15 protein-coding genes are annotated in these 16,509 nt (G+C 72.7%); 8 read left to right on the plus strand and 7 right to left on the minus strand.

Features of this window, described 5'->3' with window-relative positions; genetic code table 11:
* Together ACSNN7_RS25650 and rny are read left to right on the plus strand one after the other, a co-directional pair.
* Positions 1 to 731: 3-keto-5-aminohexanoate cleavage protein (locus tag ACSNN7_RS25650; protein ID WP_436683504.1), on the plus strand; the 731-nt coding region annotated here is incomplete at its 5' end.
* A 752-nt stretch (positions 732 to 1,483) separates the two neighbouring features.
* On the plus strand, positions 1,484 to 3,250 hold the full coding sequence (gene rny / locus ACSNN7_RS25655; RefSeq protein ID WP_436683505.1) for a ribonuclease Y: 1,767 nt from the start codon (positions 1,484 to 1,486) through the stop codon (positions 3,248 to 3,250).
* A gap of 172 nt (positions 3,251 to 3,422) precedes the next feature.
* On the opposite strand, the gene ACSNN7_RS25660 is transcribed toward rny, so the two are convergent.
* The 4 genes from ACSNN7_RS25660 to ACSNN7_RS25675 all read right to left on the minus strand — a co-directional run bounded on the left by ACSNN7_RS25660 (position 3,423) and on the right by ACSNN7_RS25675 (position 6,737).
* Positions 3,423 to 4,307: an amino acid ABC transporter permease gene (locus tag ACSNN7_RS25660; protein WP_436683506.1), complete on the minus strand. Its 885-nt coding sequence runs from the start codon at positions 4,305 to 4,307 to the stop codon at positions 3,423 to 3,425.
* Positions 4,307 to 4,981 (minus strand): amino acid ABC transporter permease, encoded by a 675-nt coding sequence (locus ACSNN7_RS25665; RefSeq protein ID WP_436683507.1) that lies wholly within the window; start codon positions 4,979 to 4,981, stop codon positions 4,307 to 4,309. The genes ACSNN7_RS25660 and ACSNN7_RS25665 overlap by 1 nt, the downstream gene beginning before the upstream one ends.
* 78 nt (positions 4,982 to 5,059) lie before the next feature.
* The gene (locus tag ACSNN7_RS25670) at positions 5,060 to 5,923 is read right to left on the minus strand and encodes a glutamate ABC transporter substrate-binding protein (RefSeq protein WP_436683508.1); all 864 of its coding nucleotides are present in this window, start codon (positions 5,921 to 5,923) and stop codon (positions 5,060 to 5,062) included.
* Positions 5,924 to 5,981: 58 nt separating this feature from the next.
* Positions 5,982 to 6,737 (minus strand): amino acid ABC transporter ATP-binding protein, encoded by a 756-nt coding sequence (locus ACSNN7_RS25675; RefSeq protein ID WP_436683509.1) that lies wholly within the window; start codon positions 6,735 to 6,737, stop codon positions 5,982 to 5,984.
* Between the two features lie 198 nt (positions 6,738 to 6,935).
* Between ACSNN7_RS25675 and selD the strand changes: the two genes are divergently transcribed.
* Together selD and ACSNN7_RS25685 are read left to right on the plus strand one after the other, a co-directional pair.
* Positions 6,936 to 7,925 (plus strand): selenide, water dikinase SelD, encoded by a 990-nt coding sequence (selD, locus tag ACSNN7_RS25680; protein ID WP_436683510.1) that lies wholly within the window; start codon positions 6,936 to 6,938, stop codon positions 7,923 to 7,925.
* Between the two features lie 259 nt (positions 7,926 to 8,184).
* Positions 8,185 to 8,664 carry a hypothetical protein gene (locus tag ACSNN7_RS25685; RefSeq protein ID WP_334454063.1) on the plus strand — a complete coding sequence of 160 codons (480 nt, stop codon included), beginning with the start codon at positions 8,185 to 8,187 and terminating at the stop codon, positions 8,662 to 8,664.
* Between the two features lie 22 nt (positions 8,665 to 8,686).
* Here ACSNN7_RS25685 and ACSNN7_RS25690 read toward each other — a convergent pair whose 3' ends face one another.
* Positions 8,687 to 8,914, minus strand: a complete 228-nt coding sequence (locus ACSNN7_RS25690) for a DUF2277 domain-containing protein (protein WP_436683511.1) — start codon at positions 8,912 to 8,914, stop codon at positions 8,687 to 8,689.
* A 52-nt stretch (positions 8,915 to 8,966) separates the two neighbouring features.
* Here ACSNN7_RS25690 and miaB point away from each other — a divergent pair, with 52 nt between their 5' ends.
* Positions 8,967 to 10,502, plus strand: a complete 1,536-nt coding sequence (gene miaB / locus ACSNN7_RS25695; RefSeq protein WP_436683512.1) for a tRNA (N6-isopentenyl adenosine(37)-C2)-methylthiotransferase MiaB — start codon at positions 8,967 to 8,969, stop codon at positions 10,500 to 10,502.
* A gap of 58 nt (positions 10,503 to 10,560) precedes the next feature.
* Here miaB and ACSNN7_RS25700 read toward each other — a convergent pair whose 3' ends face one another.
* Complete coding sequence (locus tag ACSNN7_RS25700) at positions 10,561 to 12,153, minus strand: cellulase family glycosylhydrolase (protein WP_436683513.1); 1,593 nt, start codon at positions 12,151 to 12,153, stop codon at positions 10,561 to 10,563.
* Between the two features lie 412 nt (positions 12,154 to 12,565).
* The gene (locus tag ACSNN7_RS25705; RefSeq protein WP_334454071.1) at positions 12,566 to 13,774 is read right to left on the minus strand and encodes a DUF349 domain-containing protein; all 1,209 of its coding nucleotides are present in this window, start codon (positions 13,772 to 13,774) and stop codon (positions 12,566 to 12,568) included.
* 152 nt (positions 13,775 to 13,926) lie between these two features.
* Here ACSNN7_RS25705 and ACSNN7_RS25710 point away from each other — a divergent pair, with 152 nt between their 5' ends.
* Genes ACSNN7_RS25710 through dapF form a run of 3 tightly spaced genes read left to right on the plus strand, consistent with a single transcriptional unit; the run spans position 13,927 to position 16,488 of the window.
* Positions 13,927 to 14,697 carry a class III extradiol dioxygenase subunit B-like domain-containing protein gene (locus ACSNN7_RS25710; protein ID WP_436683514.1) on the plus strand — a complete coding sequence of 257 codons (771 nt, stop codon included), beginning with the start codon at positions 13,927 to 13,929 and terminating at the stop codon, positions 14,695 to 14,697.
* Positions 14,682 to 15,635 carry a tRNA (adenosine(37)-N6)-dimethylallyltransferase MiaA gene (gene miaA / locus ACSNN7_RS25715; RefSeq protein ID WP_436683516.1) on the plus strand — a complete coding sequence of 318 codons (954 nt, stop codon included), beginning with the start codon at positions 14,682 to 14,684 and terminating at the stop codon, positions 15,633 to 15,635. Before ACSNN7_RS25710 ends, miaA begins: the two co-directional genes overlap by 16 nt.
* A gap of 7 nt (positions 15,636 to 15,642) precedes the next feature.
* Positions 15,643 to 16,488, plus strand: a complete 846-nt coding sequence (dapF, locus tag ACSNN7_RS25720; protein ID WP_436683515.1) for a diaminopimelate epimerase — start codon at positions 15,643 to 15,645, stop codon at positions 16,486 to 16,488.
* Positions 16,489 to 16,509 lie beyond the last annotated feature (21 nt).

Genomic DNA, 16,509 nt, shown 5'->3' on the forward strand with positions numbered 1-16,509 from the left:
GGGGTGGGGCGGGGGAGGATGATCTGGTGCTGAAGGGCTGTCTCAACGGCGGCCGGGGCCGGGACGAGCATCCCGCCGTGCCGGTCAGCCCGGCCGACCTGGCTGCCGACGCCGTCCGCTGCGCCGACCTCGGGGTGGCTGCCGTGCATGTCCATCCTCGGGACCCCGGGGGTGTCGAGTCGCTGGCGCCGGCCGTGATCGCCGACGCGCTGGACGCGATCCGGGTCGCCCGGCCGGGGCTGCCCGTCGGGGTGAGCACCGGGGCGTGGATCGAGCCGGACCCGGCCGCCCGGGTCGCCGCCGTACGGGCCTGGACCGTGCTGCCCGACTTCGCCTCGGTCAACGCGCACGAGGCGGGGGCGGAGGCCGTCGCCGCCGCACTGCACGAGCGGGGCGTGCTGGTCGAGGCGGGCCTCTGGACCCCACAGGCCGTACGGGACTGCCAACGGTGGCGGGTGCCGGTGGGCCGGATCCTGATCGAGTGCACACCGGACGATCCGGCGCGGGCGCTGGCCGACGCCGAGGCCATGCTCGCCCACCTGGCCCCGGGCGGCCCGCCGGTGTTGCTGCACGGCGAGGGCGCCGCCGCCTGGGCGGTGCTCGTCGAGGCGGTGCGCCGGGGTCTGGACACCCGGATCGGCCTGGAGGACACCGGCTGCCTCCCGGACGGCACTGTCGCGCCCGACAACGCGGCCCTGGTCGCCGCCGCCCGCGCCCTCGGCGCCTCCTGACCCGGGTACGCCCGCTCCGCGGACCGCCCCCGTCCCGCGGACCGCCCCCGCTCCGCGGACCCCCCACCCGCGGACTGCCCGCTGCCCGGACCGCCCCCGCTCCGCGCGCCAGGTGATTGCCGTCTCGGGTCCGGCGACGTGCCGGGCGACGCACCGCCACCCCCACCGGCCCGGCAGGCACCGCGCTGCGGAGGGGCCTGTGAGCAGGCCCGAAAGGGCGACGCGTGGTCCCGTCGCCCGGGTCGTTTGTCCGCTGCTGTCCGTCATGCCGTGGGCGTTCGGTGACGGCTCAACTTCGCTCCGTTCGGGGGGTTTGATCATGAGTTCTTGACCGAACGGCCCCCGGCGACCTAGCCTCGCCCTACAGGCTCACATTGCCCGACCAGCGCAGGCTAAGCGCACAACATAGATCGCGTAACAGAACAGCATCACTTTGGCCAGCTCCACCGGCCTTTGACGGTCGCTCCGGACAGCCGGTCCGGAGCCGATCCGACAACTGCACCCGGCTGTCGACGATGCCCACGGGCACCGCCGACGGAGAGCTGCACCCACGGCCAGCCGCTCGGTCGGGCGTCCAGGGCCGCGGAGGCTCGTGCCCGCCGGCACGGTCCTCCACGGTGTCGACGTTCAGGGGAGGCGGCCATGGCGGGGCGGCACAGGGACCACGGGTCCCCAGGAGGTGTCGGCGGTCGCGGGTCCGCCGGTGGGGTAGCACGGTCGGACCTCGCTCACCGCGGCGTAGGGGCACCGAGATGAGCGGCGTCGAGGTGGTGCTGCTCGTCGCCGTGCTGCTGCTCGCCGTGGTCGTCGTCGGTGCCGTCCTCTTCGGCGTACGGGCGATGCGGACCTTCCGCGCGGCGCCGGCCCCGGAGGACCCCGCGTTCATCGCCGAGAAGGACCGCCAGGAGCAGTCCCTGGCGGCACTGCGCAGCGCCGCCGACGAGGCGAGCAGCACCATCGACGTGGCGAAGTCCGCCGCGGCCGCCGCCCGGACGGAGGCGGCCGCCGCGAAGGCGGAGGCGAAGTCGGCCCGCGCCGAGGCCCGCCGGGTGCTCGACGACGCCCGCGCCGAGGCGGACACCATCCTGGAGCGGGCCCACCGGCAGGCCGAGGCCGACGCCGAGCAGCTGCGGACCGCCGCCCGGCGCAGCGGCGAGCGGGAGGTCGCCGTGCTGGCCGCCACCACCCGCGAGCAGGCCGCCGAGGTGGAACGCCGGGCGGCCCGGATGGACGAGCGGGAGCGGCTGCACACCGAGGAGGTCGAGCGGCTCGCCGAGCGGGAACGGCAGCTCACCGCGGCCAGCGCCGAGCTGGCGAAGCGGGAGGCCGGGCTGGTGGAGCGGGAGACTGCGCTGGCCGCCGCCGAGGAGCAGCGCCGCCGCGAGCTGGAACGGGTCGCCGGGCTCACCGCCGACGCCGCGCGCGCCGAGCTGATCGACGCGATCGAGATCCAGGCCAAGCGGGAGGCGGCCCTGCTGGTCCGGGACATCGAGTCCGACGCCCGCAACACCGCCGAGCAGCGCGCCCGGACCATCGTGGTGGACGCCATCCAGCGGGTGGCCAGCGAGCAGACCGCGGAGAGCGTGGTCAGCGTGCTGCACCTGCCCGGCGACGAGATGAAGGGGCGGATCATCGGCCGGGAGGGGCGCAACATCCGCGCCTTCGAGTCGGTCACCGGGGTCAACCTGATCATCGACGACACCCCCGAGGCGGTGCTGCTCTCCTGCTTCGACCCGGTACGCCGGGAGGTCGGCCGGCTCACCCTGGAGAAGCTGGTCCTCGACGGCCGGATCCACCCGCACCGGATCGAGGAGGTGCACGACCTGGCCCGGCAGGAGGTGGAGCAGCTCTGCCACCGGGCCGCCGAGGACGCCCTGGTCGAGGTCGGCATCACCGAGATCCACCCGGAGCTGGTCACCCTGCTCGGCCGGTTGCGCTACCGCACGTCGTACGGGCAGAACGTGCTCAAGCACCTGGTGGAGACCGCGCACATCGCCGGGATCATGGCCGCCGAGCTGCGGCTGGACATCCCCACCATCAAGCGGTGCGCGTTCCTGCACGACATCGGCAAGGCGCTCACCCACGAGGTGGAGGGCAGCCACGCCATCATCGGCGCCGACCTGGCCCGCAAGTACGGCGAGAGCGAGGACGTGGTGCACGCCATCGAGGCGCACCACAACGAGGTGCCGCCGCAGACCATCGAGGCGGTGCTCACCCAGGCCTCCGACGCGTGCTCCGGCGGGCGTCCGGGCGCGCGGCGGGAGAGCCTGGAGGCGTACGTCAAGCGGCTGGAGCGGATCGAGGAGATCGCGGCCGGCAAGCTCGGCGTGGAGAAGGTCTTCGCCATGCAGGCGGGCCGGGAGATCCGGGTGATGGTCAAGCCGGAGGACGTCGACGACATCGGCGCGGCGGTCCTCGCCCGGGACGTGGCCAAGCAGATCGAGGAGGAGCTGACCTACCCGGGTCAGATCCGGGTGACCGTGGTCCGCGAGTCCCGGGTCACCGAGATCGCCCGCTGACATCCCCTGCCCGAGTGGAAGGACAGGACGACTGATTCGCCCGGCACACCGGGTGGAGGTGGGGACGGGCTCAGCTCGTCCCCACGCCCGCGTCAGCGAAAGCGGCGAGAAAGCGGACGCGCCCGCCCGTCGTGGAGCACGACGGGCGGGCGCGGTGCCGTCTGCCGGGCGATCAGCCCTGCGGCTCGGCGACGAGCGCTCCGCCGGCCGGGGTCGAGTCCGGCGCGGTCTGCTTGGGAATGCGTACGCCCCGACGGCCGGTACGCCGGTCCAGCCAGTTCGCCAGGGTGGTGAGCAGGGAATTGATCACGATGTAGATCACGGCGACGACCATCGCGGCGGCGACCACGTTGCCGTAGTTCGCGGAGAGGTCGTTGACGCCCCGCTGGAGCAGTTCGGGGAAGGCCACGATGTAGCCGAGCGCGGTGTCCTTGAGCAGGACGACGAGCTGGCTGACGATCACCGGGAGCATCGCGCGGGCGGCCTGCGGCACCAGGATCAGCTGCATGACCTGGCTCTTGCGCATGCCCACGGCGTAGGCCGCCTCGGCCTGACCGCCCGGAATCGACCGGATGCCGGCGCGGAACGCCTCGGCGAGAACCGAGCCGTTGTACAGCGTCAGACCGGTGACCACGGCCCAGAACGCCGAGACCGGGCCCTGGATGAGGAACGGCACGCCGTAGAAGATGAAGAAGATCATCAGGAGCAGCGGGACCGCGCGGAAGAACTCCACCACCGCGCCGGCGGGCACCCGGATCCACCAGCGGTCGGACAGTCGAGCCACCGCGAAGACGATGCCGAAGGTGAGGGACAGGACCATCCCGGTGCCGGCGGCGAGCAGGGTCTGGGTCAGACCCGGAAGGATGAACTGCGTCCAGGTCGCCGAGTCGGTGAACGGCTTCCAGAGGTTCGCCTCCCACTGGCCGGCCTGGTCGAACTTGCGGTAGATCCACCAGAGCAGTGCGACCAGACCCACGCCGAAGACCACGCTGAGTACCGCGTTGCGGATCCGGGCCCGCGGCCCGGGGTGGTCGTAGAGGACGTTGCCGGCGCTCATCAGCGCTTCACCGCCATTCGGTTGGCCAGCCAGCCGAAGAAGTAGCCGGTCGGGATCAGGATCGCGGCGAACGTGCCGGCGAAGACCAGGAAGATCGCGATGACCGCGTCGCCATTGCTGTTGATCAAGTCCTTCATCACGCTGGAGGACTCCATCAGACCGATCGTGCCGACGATCGTGGCGTTCTTGCACAGTGCGATGAGCACGCTGCCGAGCGGCGCCACGACGGCCCGACCGGCCTGCGGCAGCACGACGATCCGCAGGGTCTGGAAGAAGGTGAGCCCGATCGCGCGCGCCGCCTCGGCCTGCCCAGTCGGCACGGTGTTGATGCCGGAGCGGACCGCTTCGCAGACGAACGAGGCGGTGTAGACCGAGAGGCCGACGACACCGAGCCAGTAGTTGTTCAGGTCCAGCTCGTCGGAGAGGCTGAGGCCCAGCGTGGAGAAGAGGCCGAAGTAGCAGAAAAAGATGATCAGGGTGAGCGGGGTGTTGCGGAAGATGTTGACCCAGGCCGCGCCGAAGCCGCGCAGCACGGGCACGGGGGAGACCCGGAACGCGGCGAGCAGCACGCCGAGCAGCAGCGCGAGGACCGCCGACGCGCCGGTCAGCTTGAGGATCCAGAGAAAGCCCGACACGTACGCGTCGAAGTTGGCCTGGTCAGCGAATACGTGCATGCGTCGACTCCCGGGGCACGTCGTCGGCGTCGTGACAGACCAGGGCCGGCACCGTCACGGTGCCGGCCCCGGAACCGGTCAGACGCTGCTGCAGTTGGTCAGCTTGGTGGTGTCCAGCTCGGGCGCGGCCTTGCCGCTCTTGCCGAGGGTGGCGTCCCAGGCGGCCTTGTACGAGCCGTCCTGCGCCGCGGCCTTGAGGATCTCGTTGACCTTCTCGCAGCCGGCCTTGTCGTCCTTCTTCAGGCCGATGCCGTAGGGCTCGGTGGAGAAGGGCTTGCCGACGACCTTGAACTTGCCGGCGTACTGGGACTGGGCGGCGTACCCGGCGAGGATGATGTCGTCGGTGGTCACCGCGTCGACCTGGCGGTTCTCCAGCAGCGGCAGGCACTTCGAGTACGAGTCGAACTGCTGCAGCTTCGCCTTCGGGTGCTCCGACTGGATCCGCTTGGCCGGCGTCGAGCCGGTCACCGAGCAGACCGTCTTGCCGTCGAGGGCCTCCGGTCCGGTGAGGGTGGAGTCCGCCTTGACCAGCAGGTCCTGGCCGGCGATGAAGTACGGCCCGGCGAAGTTGACCTTCTGCTTCCGCTCGTCGTTGATCGTGTAGGTCGCGATCACGAGGTCGACGGTGCCCTGCTGGATGAAGGGCTCGCGGTTGGAGGAGACGGTGGTCTTCCACTCGATGTTGTTCGCGTCGACGCCGAGGCCCTTGGCCACGATCTTGGCGACCTCGATGTCGAAGCCCTCGTACTGGCTTCCGGTCTGCAGACCCAGGCCCGGCTGGTCGGCCTTGACGCCGATGACCAGCTTCTTCTGGCTCTGCGCCTTGCCGACCAGGCCCTTGGCGCCCGAGCTGCCGGAGCCGCTGTCGTCGCCACCGCAGGCGGCCATGCCAAGTGCGAGGGTGGCTGCTGCGGCGACCGCCGCCACGCGCTTCATACGCATACTCATCTCCTTCTTCGACAGAGCCCACCGGGGGACGGCGTGCTCCGTTACGGACGCCTTAGTGGGTGAGGATCTTCGACAGGAAGTCCTTGGCCCGCTCGCTGCGCGGGCTGGCGAAGAACTCGGTGGGGGGAGCGTCCTCCACCAGCTTGCCGTCGGCCATGAAGATGACCCGGTTCGCCGCGTGCCGGGCGAAGCCCATCTCGTGGGTGACCACGACCATGGTCATGCCCTCGCGGGCCAGCGACGTCATGACGTCCAGCACCTCGCCGACCATCTCCGGGTCGAGCGCGCTGGTGGGCTCGTCGAAGAGCATCGCCTTCGGCTGCATGGCCAGCGCGCGGGCGATCGCGGCCCGCTGCTGCTGGCCGCCGGAGAGCTGGGCGGGGTACTTGTCGGCCTGGTTGGCGATGCCGACCCGGTCGAGCAGGGCCAGGCCGCGCTCGCGGGCGGCGGCCGGCTTCTCCTTGCGGACCTTGATCGGGCCGAGCGTGACGTTCTCCAGGATCGTCTTGTGCGCGAAGAGGTTGAACGACTGGAAGACCATGCCGACCTCGCTGCGCAGCTTCGCCAGCGCCTTGCCCTCGGCGGGCAGCGGCTGCCCGTCGAAGGTGATGGTGCCGGAGTCGATCGGCTCCAGCCGGTTGATCGTCCGGCAGAGCGTCGACTTGCCGGAGCCGGACGGGCCGATCACCACGACCACCTCGCCCCTGCCGACGGAGAGCGACACGTCGTCCAACACGTGCAGCGGGCCGAAGTACTTGTTGACCCCGTCCAGCACGATGAGCGGTTCGCCCGTCGTCACGTCGTACACCGTCCCTGTCGTCTGTCCCGGAAGCGGGGTCGGTCGACCCCCGGTTGGGCAACTGTAGGCGGGGTGATGTGGCAGAACGCAACCTGGTTGGTCACGGAGCGGTAACACCGGTCCCGGCCGTGCCGAGGAGTCCGAATTACGTCACCCAAGGGCGGGTTCCGAGTGGCGGTCGCGGCCCGGCACCGAGATCATGTCGGGATGACCGACCGGGTCCGGCTGACCGATTACGCCCGCGGTGGCGGCTGCGCCTGCAAGATCCCGCCAGGCGAACTGGAGGCGATGGTGGCCGGGCTCGGGCCCGCCACCGGCACCGCCGACCTGCTGGTCGGGCTGGACCACGGCGACGACGCGGCGGTGGTCCGGCTGGACGAGCGGACCGGGCTGGTCAGCACCGCCGACTTCTTCACCCCGGTCGTCGACGACCCCTACGACTGGGGCCGGATCGCCGCCGCCAACGCGTTGTCCGACGTGTACGCGATGGGCGGCACCCCGCTGGTCGCGCTGAACCTGCTCTGCTGGCCGCGCGACGTGCTCCCGCTGGAACTGGCCCGGGAGGTGCTGCGCGGCGGGCAGGACGTGGCCCGGGAGGCCGGCTGCCACCTGGCCGGCGGGCACAGCGTCGACGACGACGGCCCCAAGTACGGCCTCGCCGTCACCGGCGTGGTCCGCCCCGAGGAGTTGATCACCCTCGACGCCGGCCGGGCCGGCCTGCCGCTGTCGCTGACCAAGCCGCTCGGCGTCGGGGTGCTCAACACCCGGCACAAGCGAACCGGGGAGCGGTTCGCCGAGGCGGTCGCCGCGATGGCTGCCCTCAACCGCGACGCCGCCCGTGCGGCGGTGGCGGCCGGGGTCCGCTGCGGCACCGACGTCACCGGCTTCGGCCTGCTCGGGCACGCCTCGAAGCTGGCCCGGGCCAGCCGGCTCACGGTCGCCATCGACACCGCCCGGGTGCCGTACCTGCCGGGCGCGCGCAAGGCCGTCCGCGACGGGTACGTCAGCGGCGGGACCCGCCGCAACCTGGAGTGGGTGACCCCGTGGACCGACTTCGGGGCGACCGGCGAGGCGGACCGGCTGCTGCTCGCCGACGCGCAGACCTCCGGCGGTCTGCTGGTCGCCGGTGAGATCCCCGGCGGCACCGTGATCGGGGAGCTGCTGCCGGCCGGCGAGCACCGGCTCGTGCTCCGCTGAACCGGGCCCGCCGCGTCGTGGGCAGCGGCCGCGGGAGCGCGGAATCCGGCGCGGACCCGCCGGACCCGGTCTGCCGGATCGGGCACCATACCCGATAAACTGTCACCTTCCCGCTACTCGGAGCAACGGTGCTCGAGGAAATTTTGCCCGGAATGGTCACAGACCGGTAACTTGCCCCCGGCTGAGGTCATATGCCCCCCACCATCGTCAGTAAGGCCCGATCCGGAGGCCGGTGGGACGAACGCAGCGAGGAGGCGGCATGACCGAGCTGTGGAACTGGAGAATCGACGGGGCGGCACCGGTGGAGGTGTACCCCGCGCTGGCCGAGGCGCTCGGCCGGGTGGTGATGCCCCTGGCCGTCGCCGACCCGGTCCGGCTGCCCACGTACGCGGTGGTCTGCGACGTGTGGGAGGCGCCGGGGGAGTTCGGCACGGTGGTGGACTGCTACGGGGTGCCCGAGAGCCTGAACGAGCGCAGCAGCGTCGCCGCGCTGGCCCGGCTGCTCGGCCGCAACTGCCTGCTGACCGACGACACCCTCGACGCCGGCCGGCACCTGCTGGTCGCGCCGGACGGCACGATCCGTCCGGTGCACTTCGACGTGACCGAGACCGACGACGGCGAGGTGCTCAGCAACCAGCGGCTCTGCACGCTGGCCAACCCCGGCTGCCGGGGCTGGTCGCGGTGCCACCGGTCGCGCTGGGCGCCCGACTCGGTCAACCCGGCGCTGGCCGCGGCCTGACCCGGCCGCGGCCCCCGCCCGCTCAGCCGGCCTGCGCCGGGCGGGAGCCGCGCACCTGCAACTGGTCGAGCAGGGTCGCCGTGGCGGCGGTCACCGCGCGCACCGCCGCGTCGAACGCCTCCGCGTTGTGCGCGGCCGGTGCCCGGAAACCCGAGATCTTGCGGACGTACTGCAGCGCCGCAGCCTCGATGTCGGCCGGCGTCACCTCCGGCACGTACGGCTCACGCAGGGTCTTGATGCTGCGGCACATGGCTCCTCCTCGTTCGGGTCCACCCGGTCGGCCCGGCTACGCTGTGCACGTCATGACTACCGCAGCCGCCAGCAGCCCGCGTACCTACCAGGTGCGCACGTACGGCTGCCAGATGAACGTGCACGACTCCGAGCGCATCTCCGGCCTGCTGGAGCAGGCGGGGTACGTGCGCGCCGCCGAGGCCGACGACAACCCGGACGTGGTGGTGTTCAACACCTGCGCCGTCCGGGAGAACGCCGACAACCGGCTCTACGGCAACCTGGGTCATCTGCGCCCCGTGAAGGACAAGCACCCCGGCATGCAGATCGCCGTCGGCGGCTGCCTGGCCCAGAAGGACCGCGGCGACATCGTCCGCAAGGCCCCCTGGGTCGACGTGGTCTTCGGCACGCACAACATCGGTTCGCTGCCGGTGCTGCTGGAGCGGGCCCGGCACAACGCCGCCGCCGAGGTGGAGATCCTCGAATCCCTCGACGTCTTCCCCTCCACGCTGCCCACCCGGCGCGAGTCGACGTACGCCGGCTGGGTGTCGATCTCGGTGGGCTGCAACAACACCTGCACGTTCTGCATCGTGCCCTCCCTGCGCGGCAAGGAGAAGGACCGCCGCCCCGGCGACATCCTCTCCGAGGTGCGCGCCCTGGTCGACGAGGGCGTGCTGGAGGTGACCCTGCTCGGGCAGAACGTCAACTCCTACGGCGTCGAGTTCGGCGACCGGTACGCCTTCGGCAAGCTGCTGCGCGCCTGCGGCGACATCGACGGGCTGGAGCGGGTCCGGTTCACCAGCCCGCACCCGAAGGACTTCACCGACGACGTGATCGCCGCGATGGCCGAGACGCCGAACGTCTGCCACTCGCTGCACATGCCGTTGCAGTCCGGCTCGGACGACGTGCTGAAGGCGATGCGCCGCTCGTACCGCTCGGAAAAGTACCTGGGGATCATCGAGAAGGTCCGGGCGGCGATGCCGGACGCGGCGATCACCACCGACATCATCGTCGGTTTCCCCGGCGAGACCGAGGCGGACTTCCAGCGCACCCTCGACGTGGTCCGCGAGGCCCGGTTCTCCTCGGCGTTCACCTTCCAGTACTCCAAGCGCCCCGGCACGCCGGCCGCCACGATGGACGGCCAGTTGCCCAAGCAGGTCGTGCAGGAGCGCTACGAGCGGCTGATCGCCTGCGTCGAGGAGATCACCTGGGCGGAGAACAAGCGCCTGGTGGGGCAGCCCGTCGAGGTGCTGGTCGCCGTCGGTGAGGGGCGCAAGGACGAGCGCACCGGCCGGATGTCCGGCCGGGCCCGCGACGGCCGGCTGGTCCACTTCGCCACCGGCGCAGCCGGAGCGAACGGCCAGCACGGCGCCACCGGTTCCCTCGTCGGGCAGATCCGCCCCGGCGACATCGTGCACACCACCGTGACCTACGCCGCCCCGCACCACCTCAACGCCGACGGCGAGCCGCTGTCGCACCGGCGTACCCGGGCCGGTGACGCCGCCGAGGCGGGCCGCTCCCCGCGTACCCCCGGGGTGCTGCTCGGGCTGCCCACGATCGGTGCGCCGGCCGCGGCGCCCGCGCCGGCGACCGGCTGCGCCGCGCACTGACGCCACCGCCGACGGCCGGGACCTGCACGCGCAGGCCCCGGCCGTCGCCGTGCCGGCCTCAGCAGGCGGTGCCGTTGAGCTTCACCGTGCCCGGCGCGGACGCCGCGCCGTTGGCGGTGAAGCCGATCGTCACCGACGCCCCGGCCGCCAGCGAGCGGGACCAGTCGGGGGCGGCGGCGGTGACCGTGCTGCCGGACTGGGTCACCGTGGCGTTCCAGCCGCTGGCCAGGCTCACCCCGGACGGCCACGCCCAGGTCACCGACCACGGGTTGACCGCCGCGGTGCCGGTGTTCTTGACGGTCAGCTCGCCCTGGAAGCCGCCCTGCCAGGCGTTGACCTGCTTGTAGGTGGCGGTGCAGCCGCCGGTCGGGGTGGTCGGCGTCGGGCCCGGGGTGGTCGGCGACGGGCCGCCACCGCCCACCGGCGGGATCAGGTACGGCTGGAGGATGGCCTGCTTGGTGGTGTTGATGCTGGTCCAGTCGTCCAGCGCGATGCCGCCGGTGTCACCGGAGTTCGGGTTCCACGACCAGTAGGTGAAGGACATCCCGTTGACCCCGGTGCCGGTGTAGGCCATCAGGTTCTCCAGCCAGACCTTGTCCTTCGGGTCGGCGAGGGTGCTGCCGAACTCGCCCATCATGATCGGCGCGATGTTCTGCTTGTGCAGGTAACCCCAGTACTTGTCCCAGATCGCCGGCAGGTTCGCCGGGTAGTCGGGGGCGTCGAACCAGGCCTGGCGGTAGACCGAGGTGGCGTACTCGTGCGGCGAGTAGACCAGCCGGTTCGCCACGTTCAGCCGGACCGGGAAGTCCTTGGCCCTGGTGAGGTTGCCGCCCCACCAGCCGCAGTCCTCGTCGTTGCTGGTGTCGCCGTCCCAGACGTTCGACAGTCCGCCGCTGGGGCAGCTCACCCCCTCCACGAAGATCAGCCAGTTCGGCTGCACCCCGAGGATCGCGTTGCCGGCCCGCTCGGCCGCCAGCCGCCAGTCCCGGGCGGTGTCGCCGCAGCCCCAGCAGGCGCCGGTGGCGGCCGGGTTGGTGCCCTCGGCGTGCGGCTCGTTGTGCAGGTCCGCGCCGATCACCGTCGGGTTGCCCGCGTACCGCTGGGCGAGCATCTTCCAGTCGTTGATCCAGGTCGCCTCGGAGACGGTCGAGGTGTACCAGAGCGCTGACTGCCCGGCGGCGGTCGGCCGGTGCCGGTCCAGGATGACCCGCATCCCCTTGCCGCCGGCGTAGTCGATCACCTTGTCGAGGATCTGCAACGGGGAGAGCCCGACCAGGTCCGGGTTGACGTAGTCGTTGATGCCGCTGGCCGTCGCGCCCGGCTTCAGCGCGTCGTTCGAGTAGGGGATGCGCAGCGTGTTGTAGCCGAGGCTGGCCATCTTGTCGAGCTGGCCGCGCCACGGGTTGCTCGACCAGAGCCCGTGGAAGGTCTTGTTGTCCGTCTCCATGCCGAACCAGTTGATCCCGGTGAGCCGGACGGTGGCGCCGGTGCTGTCCACGATCTTGTTGCCGCTGGTGCGCAGGTAGCCGATGCCGGTGCCGCCGACTGCGGCGGCGGCCGGGGAGGTGCTGACGGCGGCGGCGACGAGGACGCCGGCCGCGGCGGTGGCGAGCGCGGTGAGCGCGCCGCCGAGGGCGGTGGGTCGGTGCATGCGAGCTCCAATCGGAGGCCCCGCCGCGCCGTGCTCAGCCGGCGCGGAGGGCGGAGGGCCAGGTGGGTGGCCGCGCTCTTCCGCGGGTACGCGGACAGTGCGCGGCGGGCGGCGTCACGCGCACGCCTCCACTCGCGACCGCACCGGCGACTCCCGGCGATGGACCCCACCGCCGATGCCCTAGCGCCGGGCCTGACCTGACTCTGCCGCCCATTCTGATCAGCGCCCCTCAATGCGTCAACCACCCACCCCCCCGTCCCCCCTTCGCGCACCTTCACGGAAAGCGGGCCCATTCGCCGTCGAATGAGCCCGCTTTCTCGGGAAGTGCGCGGATCTTGACGGGGTGGGCGCCCCCGGACGTGCGGGGGCCCCGGTCCCGTCAGGGACCGGGGCTCCCGGGAGTTGCTGAGGGTCAGCCGGCCTGTTCGGCGAGCTGGAGGAACTGGCGCTTCGAGGCGAGCGCCTGCTCGGCCTCCTTGACCCGGCGGGCGTCCCCGGCGGCCTGCGCCCGGGCCAGCCGCTCCTCGGCCTCGGCCACCTGCGCCCGCATCTGGGCGAGCAGCGGGTTGTCCTCCTTGGTGGTCCGTCGCCAGGCCGAGTCCATGACCTCGCGGACCTTGTCGTCCACGGCCCGCAGGCGCCGCTCCAGCCCGGCGGCGGCCTCGCGCGGCACCCGGCCGGCCTCGTGCCACTGCGCCTGGATCTCCCGCAGCTTGGCCTGCGCGCCCTTCGGGTCGGCGTCGACGTCCAGCGCCTCGGCCTCAGCGATCAGCGCCTGCTTGCGCTCCAGGTTGGCTCGCTGCTCGTTGTCGCGGGCCGAGAAGACCTCGCTACGCCGGCTGAAGAAGGCGTCCTGGGCGGCCCGGAACCGTTCCCAGAGCTTCTGCTCGGCCTCCTTGGAGGCGCGCGGCGCGGCCTTCCACTGGTTCATCAGCTCCTTGAGCTGGTTGGCGGTGGCCGCCCACTCGGTGGAGTCCTTCAGCTTCTCCGCCTCGGCGACCAGCTCCTCCTTGACCGTCTGCGCCTGCTTGCGCTGCTGGTCCAGGGAGGCGAAGTGGGCGCCCCGGCGGCGGGTGAAGCCGTCCCGCGCGGCGGCGAACCGCTTCCACAGCTCACCGTCGGCCTTCTTGTCGACCCCGCGGATGGTCTTCCACTCGTCGAGGATCTCCTTGAGCCGGTCACCGGCGGTCTTCCAGCCGGTCGACTCGGCGGCCAGCTTCTCCGCCTCCTCGACCAGGGCCGTCTTGCGGGCGAGCGCCTCGCCGCGGGCGGCGTCCCGGGCGGCCTTCGCCTCGCCGGCCTTCTCCTCGGCGACGGCGGCGAGCTTGTCCAGCCGCGCGGCGAGGGCGTCGATGTCGCCGACGACGTGCGCCTCGGCCAGCGAGGCCCGGATCCGGCGGATCGTGGTCAGGGAGTGGCCGGCGTCCGCCGCGCCCGAGTTGAGCCGGGCCTCGGTCAGGTCCACCTCGGTCACCAGGTCGGCGAAGCGCCGGGCGAAGTGGGCCAGCCCCTCCTCGGGGGCTCCCGCCTGCCAGGATCCGACCACCCGCTCGCCCTCGGCGGTCTTGACGTACACGGTGCCGTCCGCGTCCACCCGTCCGAAGGCAGTCCAGTCGCTCATGTGCCCATCCTCGTTCTCCCGGCGTCGACGGGACGGACCCCGCGAACGCCGCCACGGCGCAGCCAAGTTACTCCCGGCATTGTCACAGGTCCGCCCCCGTGAGTGTGAAGCGCCTGTCGTCGACCGTGACCATACGGTGTCCTACCGCTGCAATGACCGGATCGGCGCGGGGACGCACCGGCGCGTCCGGCTACCGTGAACCCGTGTCCCTGGTCGCCGCCGCCGTCTGCCCCCACCCGCCCCTGATCGTGCCCGAGCTGGCCGGTGCCGCCGCGCCCGAGCTGGACGACCTCCGGGCGGCCTGCGACGCCGCCGTGGCCCGGCTGCTCGCCGCCGAGCCGGAGCAGATCCTGCTGGTCGGCGCCGGACCGGAGACGGTCCGCTTCGGTGCCGCCGACCACGGCTCGCTGCGCGCCTACGGCGTCGACCGCCACGTGCGGCTCTGGAAGACCAACTGCGCGGGTGGGGAGCGGCTGCCGCTGAGCCTGACCCTCGGCGCGTGGCTGCTCGGCGGGACGGGCACCGAGCTGCCCCGGTTCGCCGAGGCGGTCGCCACCGACGCCGCCACCGACGAGTGCGCCGAGCTCGGGTCGCGGCTCGCCCGCCGGGCCGAGCAGCGGACCGCGCTGCTGGTCATGGGGGACGGGTCGGCCTGCCGGGGGGAGAAGTCGCCCGGCTACCACGACCCGCGCGCCGAACCGTACGACGAGGGGGTCGCCCGGGCACTGGCCGGCGTGGACGCCGAGGCCCTGCTCGGCCTGGACCCCGAACTGTCGGCGGAGCTGAAGGTCGCCGGGCGTGCGCCCTGGCAGGTGCTCGCCGGTGCGGCCCGGGCCGCGGGCGGCGCGTGGCGCGGCGAGCTGCACCACGACGCGGCCCCCTACGGCGTGGCCTACTTCGTCGCCACCTGGGAGCGGGCGTGACCGCTCCGGCCGACGGCGGGCGGCCGGTGCCCGGGACGGTGGTGGCCGTGGTCGGGCCGACCGCGGCCGGCAAGTCGGCGCTGAGCATCGCGCTCGCGCACGCGCTCGACGGCGAGGTGGTCAACGCCGACTCGATGCAGCTCTACCGGGGCCTGGACATCGGCACCGCCAAGCTGACCCCGGCCGAGCGGGAGGGCGTGCCGCACCACCTGCTGGACATCTGGGACGTCACCGAGCCGGCCAGCGTCGCGGAGTACCAGCGGCTGGCCCGCGCGGCGGTCGACGACATCCTGGCCCGGGGCCGGGTGCCGCTGCTGGTCGGCGGCTCCGGGCTGTACGTGCGGGCGGTGCTGGAACAGTTCGAGTTCCCCGGCACCGACCCGGCGGTGCGGCAGCGGCTGGAGGACGAGCTGGCGGCGGTGGGGCCGGCCCCGCTGCACGCCCGGCTGGCGGAGGCCGACCCGGTCGCCGCGGCCGGCATCCTGCCCGGCAACGGCCGGCGGATCGTCCGGGCGCTGGAGGTGATCGAGCTGACCGGGGCGCCGTTCACCGCCTCGCTGCCGCAGCCGACGCCGTACTACCCGTCGGTGCAGCTCGGCGTCGACCTGGACACCGCACTGCTGGACGAGCGGATCGCGCTGCGGGTGGACCGGATGTGGGCCGACGGCCTGGTCGCCGAGACCCGCGAGCTGGTCGGCCACGGCCTGGCCGAGGGACGCACGGCCAGCCGCGCGCTCGGCTACCAGCAGGTGCTGCGCTACCTCGCCGGGGAGCTGACCGAGACCGAGGCGCACGACGAGACGATCCGGGCCACCCGGCGCTTCGTCCGCCGGCAGCGCTCCTGGTTCCGCCGCGACCCGCGGATCCACTGGCTCGACTCGGCCGCCCCGGCGTTTGTCGACACTGCGCTGCGGATGGTCGCCGAGCATCGGGGATGATGGGGGCGTGGAGTTCACCAAGGGCCACGGCACCGGCAACGACTTCGTCATCCTGCCCGACCCGGACGGGGCGCTCGACCTGACGCCCGGGCTGGTCGCCGCGATCTGCGACCGGCGGCGCGGCGTCGGCGGCGACGGCGTGCTGCGGGTGGTCCGGGCGGCGAAGCACCCCGAGGGCGCCGGCCTGGCCGACGAGGCCGAGTGGTTCATGGACTACTGGAACTCCGACGGGTCGTTCGCCGAGATGTGCGGCAACGGCGCCCGGGTCTTCGTCCGCTACCTGCTGGAGACCGGGCTGGCCACGCCCGCCGGCGCGGCGCTGCCGGTGGCCACCCGGGCCGGCCTGGTGCGCGCGCGCGTCGAGGGAGACGCCATCGCCGTCGAGATGCGCCGCCCCCGGGTGTACGACGCCTCGACCGCCACTTTGGGCGGGCTGACCCTGCCCGGCGCGGCGGTGGACGTCGGCAACCCGCACCTGGTCTGCGCGCTGCCGGCCGGGCTGGAGTTGGCCACCCTCGACCTCACCCGGGCGCCCGAGTACGACGCCGCGGTCTTCCCGAGCGGCGTGAACGTCGAGTTCATCACGTCGGCCGAGCCGGTCGCCGGCGCCGACGGACACGTCCTGATGCGGGTCTACGAACGCGGCTCGGCGGAGACGCTCTCCTGCGGCACCGGCGCCTGCGCGGTGGCCGCGGTGGCCCTGCGCGACGACGCCCGGGACACCGGCACGGTCGCGGTCGACGTCCCCGGCGGTCGCCTCACCGTCACGGTCACCGACGACTCCTGCTGGCTCTCCGGCCCGGCGGTCCTGGTCGCCACCGGCACTATCACCCCCACCACCCTGCGCCCCTGACCCGGTCTCTTATACACAACT

It is taken from the genome of Micromonospora sp. URMC 105, assembly GCF_051386295.1.
In the GTDB taxonomy this organism is placed as follows: domain Bacteria; phylum Actinomycetota; class Actinomycetes; order Mycobacteriales; family Micromonosporaceae; genus Micromonospora.

Coding starts and splice junctions, on each gene's coding strand:
- rny (WP_436683505.1), top strand. CDS start 1,484: ATGAGCGGCGTCGAGGTGGTGCTGCTCGTCGCCGTGCTGCTGCTCGCC.
- ACSNN7_RS25660 (WP_436683506.1), bottom strand. CDS start 4,307: ATGAGCGCCGGCAACGTCCTCTACGACCACCCCGGGCCGCGGGCCCGG.
- ACSNN7_RS25665 (WP_436683507.1), bottom strand. CDS start 4,981: ATGCACGTATTCGCTGACCAGGCCAACTTCGACGCGTACGTGTCGGGC.
- ACSNN7_RS25670 (WP_436683508.1), bottom strand. CDS start 5,923: ATGCGTATGAAGCGCGTGGCGGCGGTCGCCGCAGCAGCCACCCTCGCA.
- selD (WP_436683510.1), top strand. CDS start 6,936: ATGACCGACCGGGTCCGGCTGACCGATTACGCCCGCGGTGGCGGCTGC.
- ACSNN7_RS25685 (WP_334454063.1), top strand. CDS start 8,185: ATGACCGAGCTGTGGAACTGGAGAATCGACGGGGCGGCACCGGTGGAG.
- ACSNN7_RS25690 (WP_436683511.1), bottom strand. CDS start 8,914: ATGTGCCGCAGCATCAAGACCCTGCGTGAGCCGTACGTGCCGGAGGTG.
- miaB (WP_436683512.1), top strand. CDS start 8,967: ATGACTACCGCAGCCGCCAGCAGCCCGCGTACCTACCAGGTGCGCACG.
- ACSNN7_RS25700 (WP_436683513.1), bottom strand. CDS start 12,153: ATGCACCGACCCACCGCCCTCGGCGGCGCGCTCACCGCGCTCGCCACC.
- ACSNN7_RS25705 (WP_334454071.1), bottom strand. CDS start 13,774: ATGAGCGACTGGACTGCCTTCGGACGGGTGGACGCGGACGGCACCGTG.
- ACSNN7_RS25710 (WP_436683514.1), top strand. CDS start 13,927: ATGACCGGATCGGCGCGGGGACGCACCGGCGCGTCCGGCTACCGTGAA.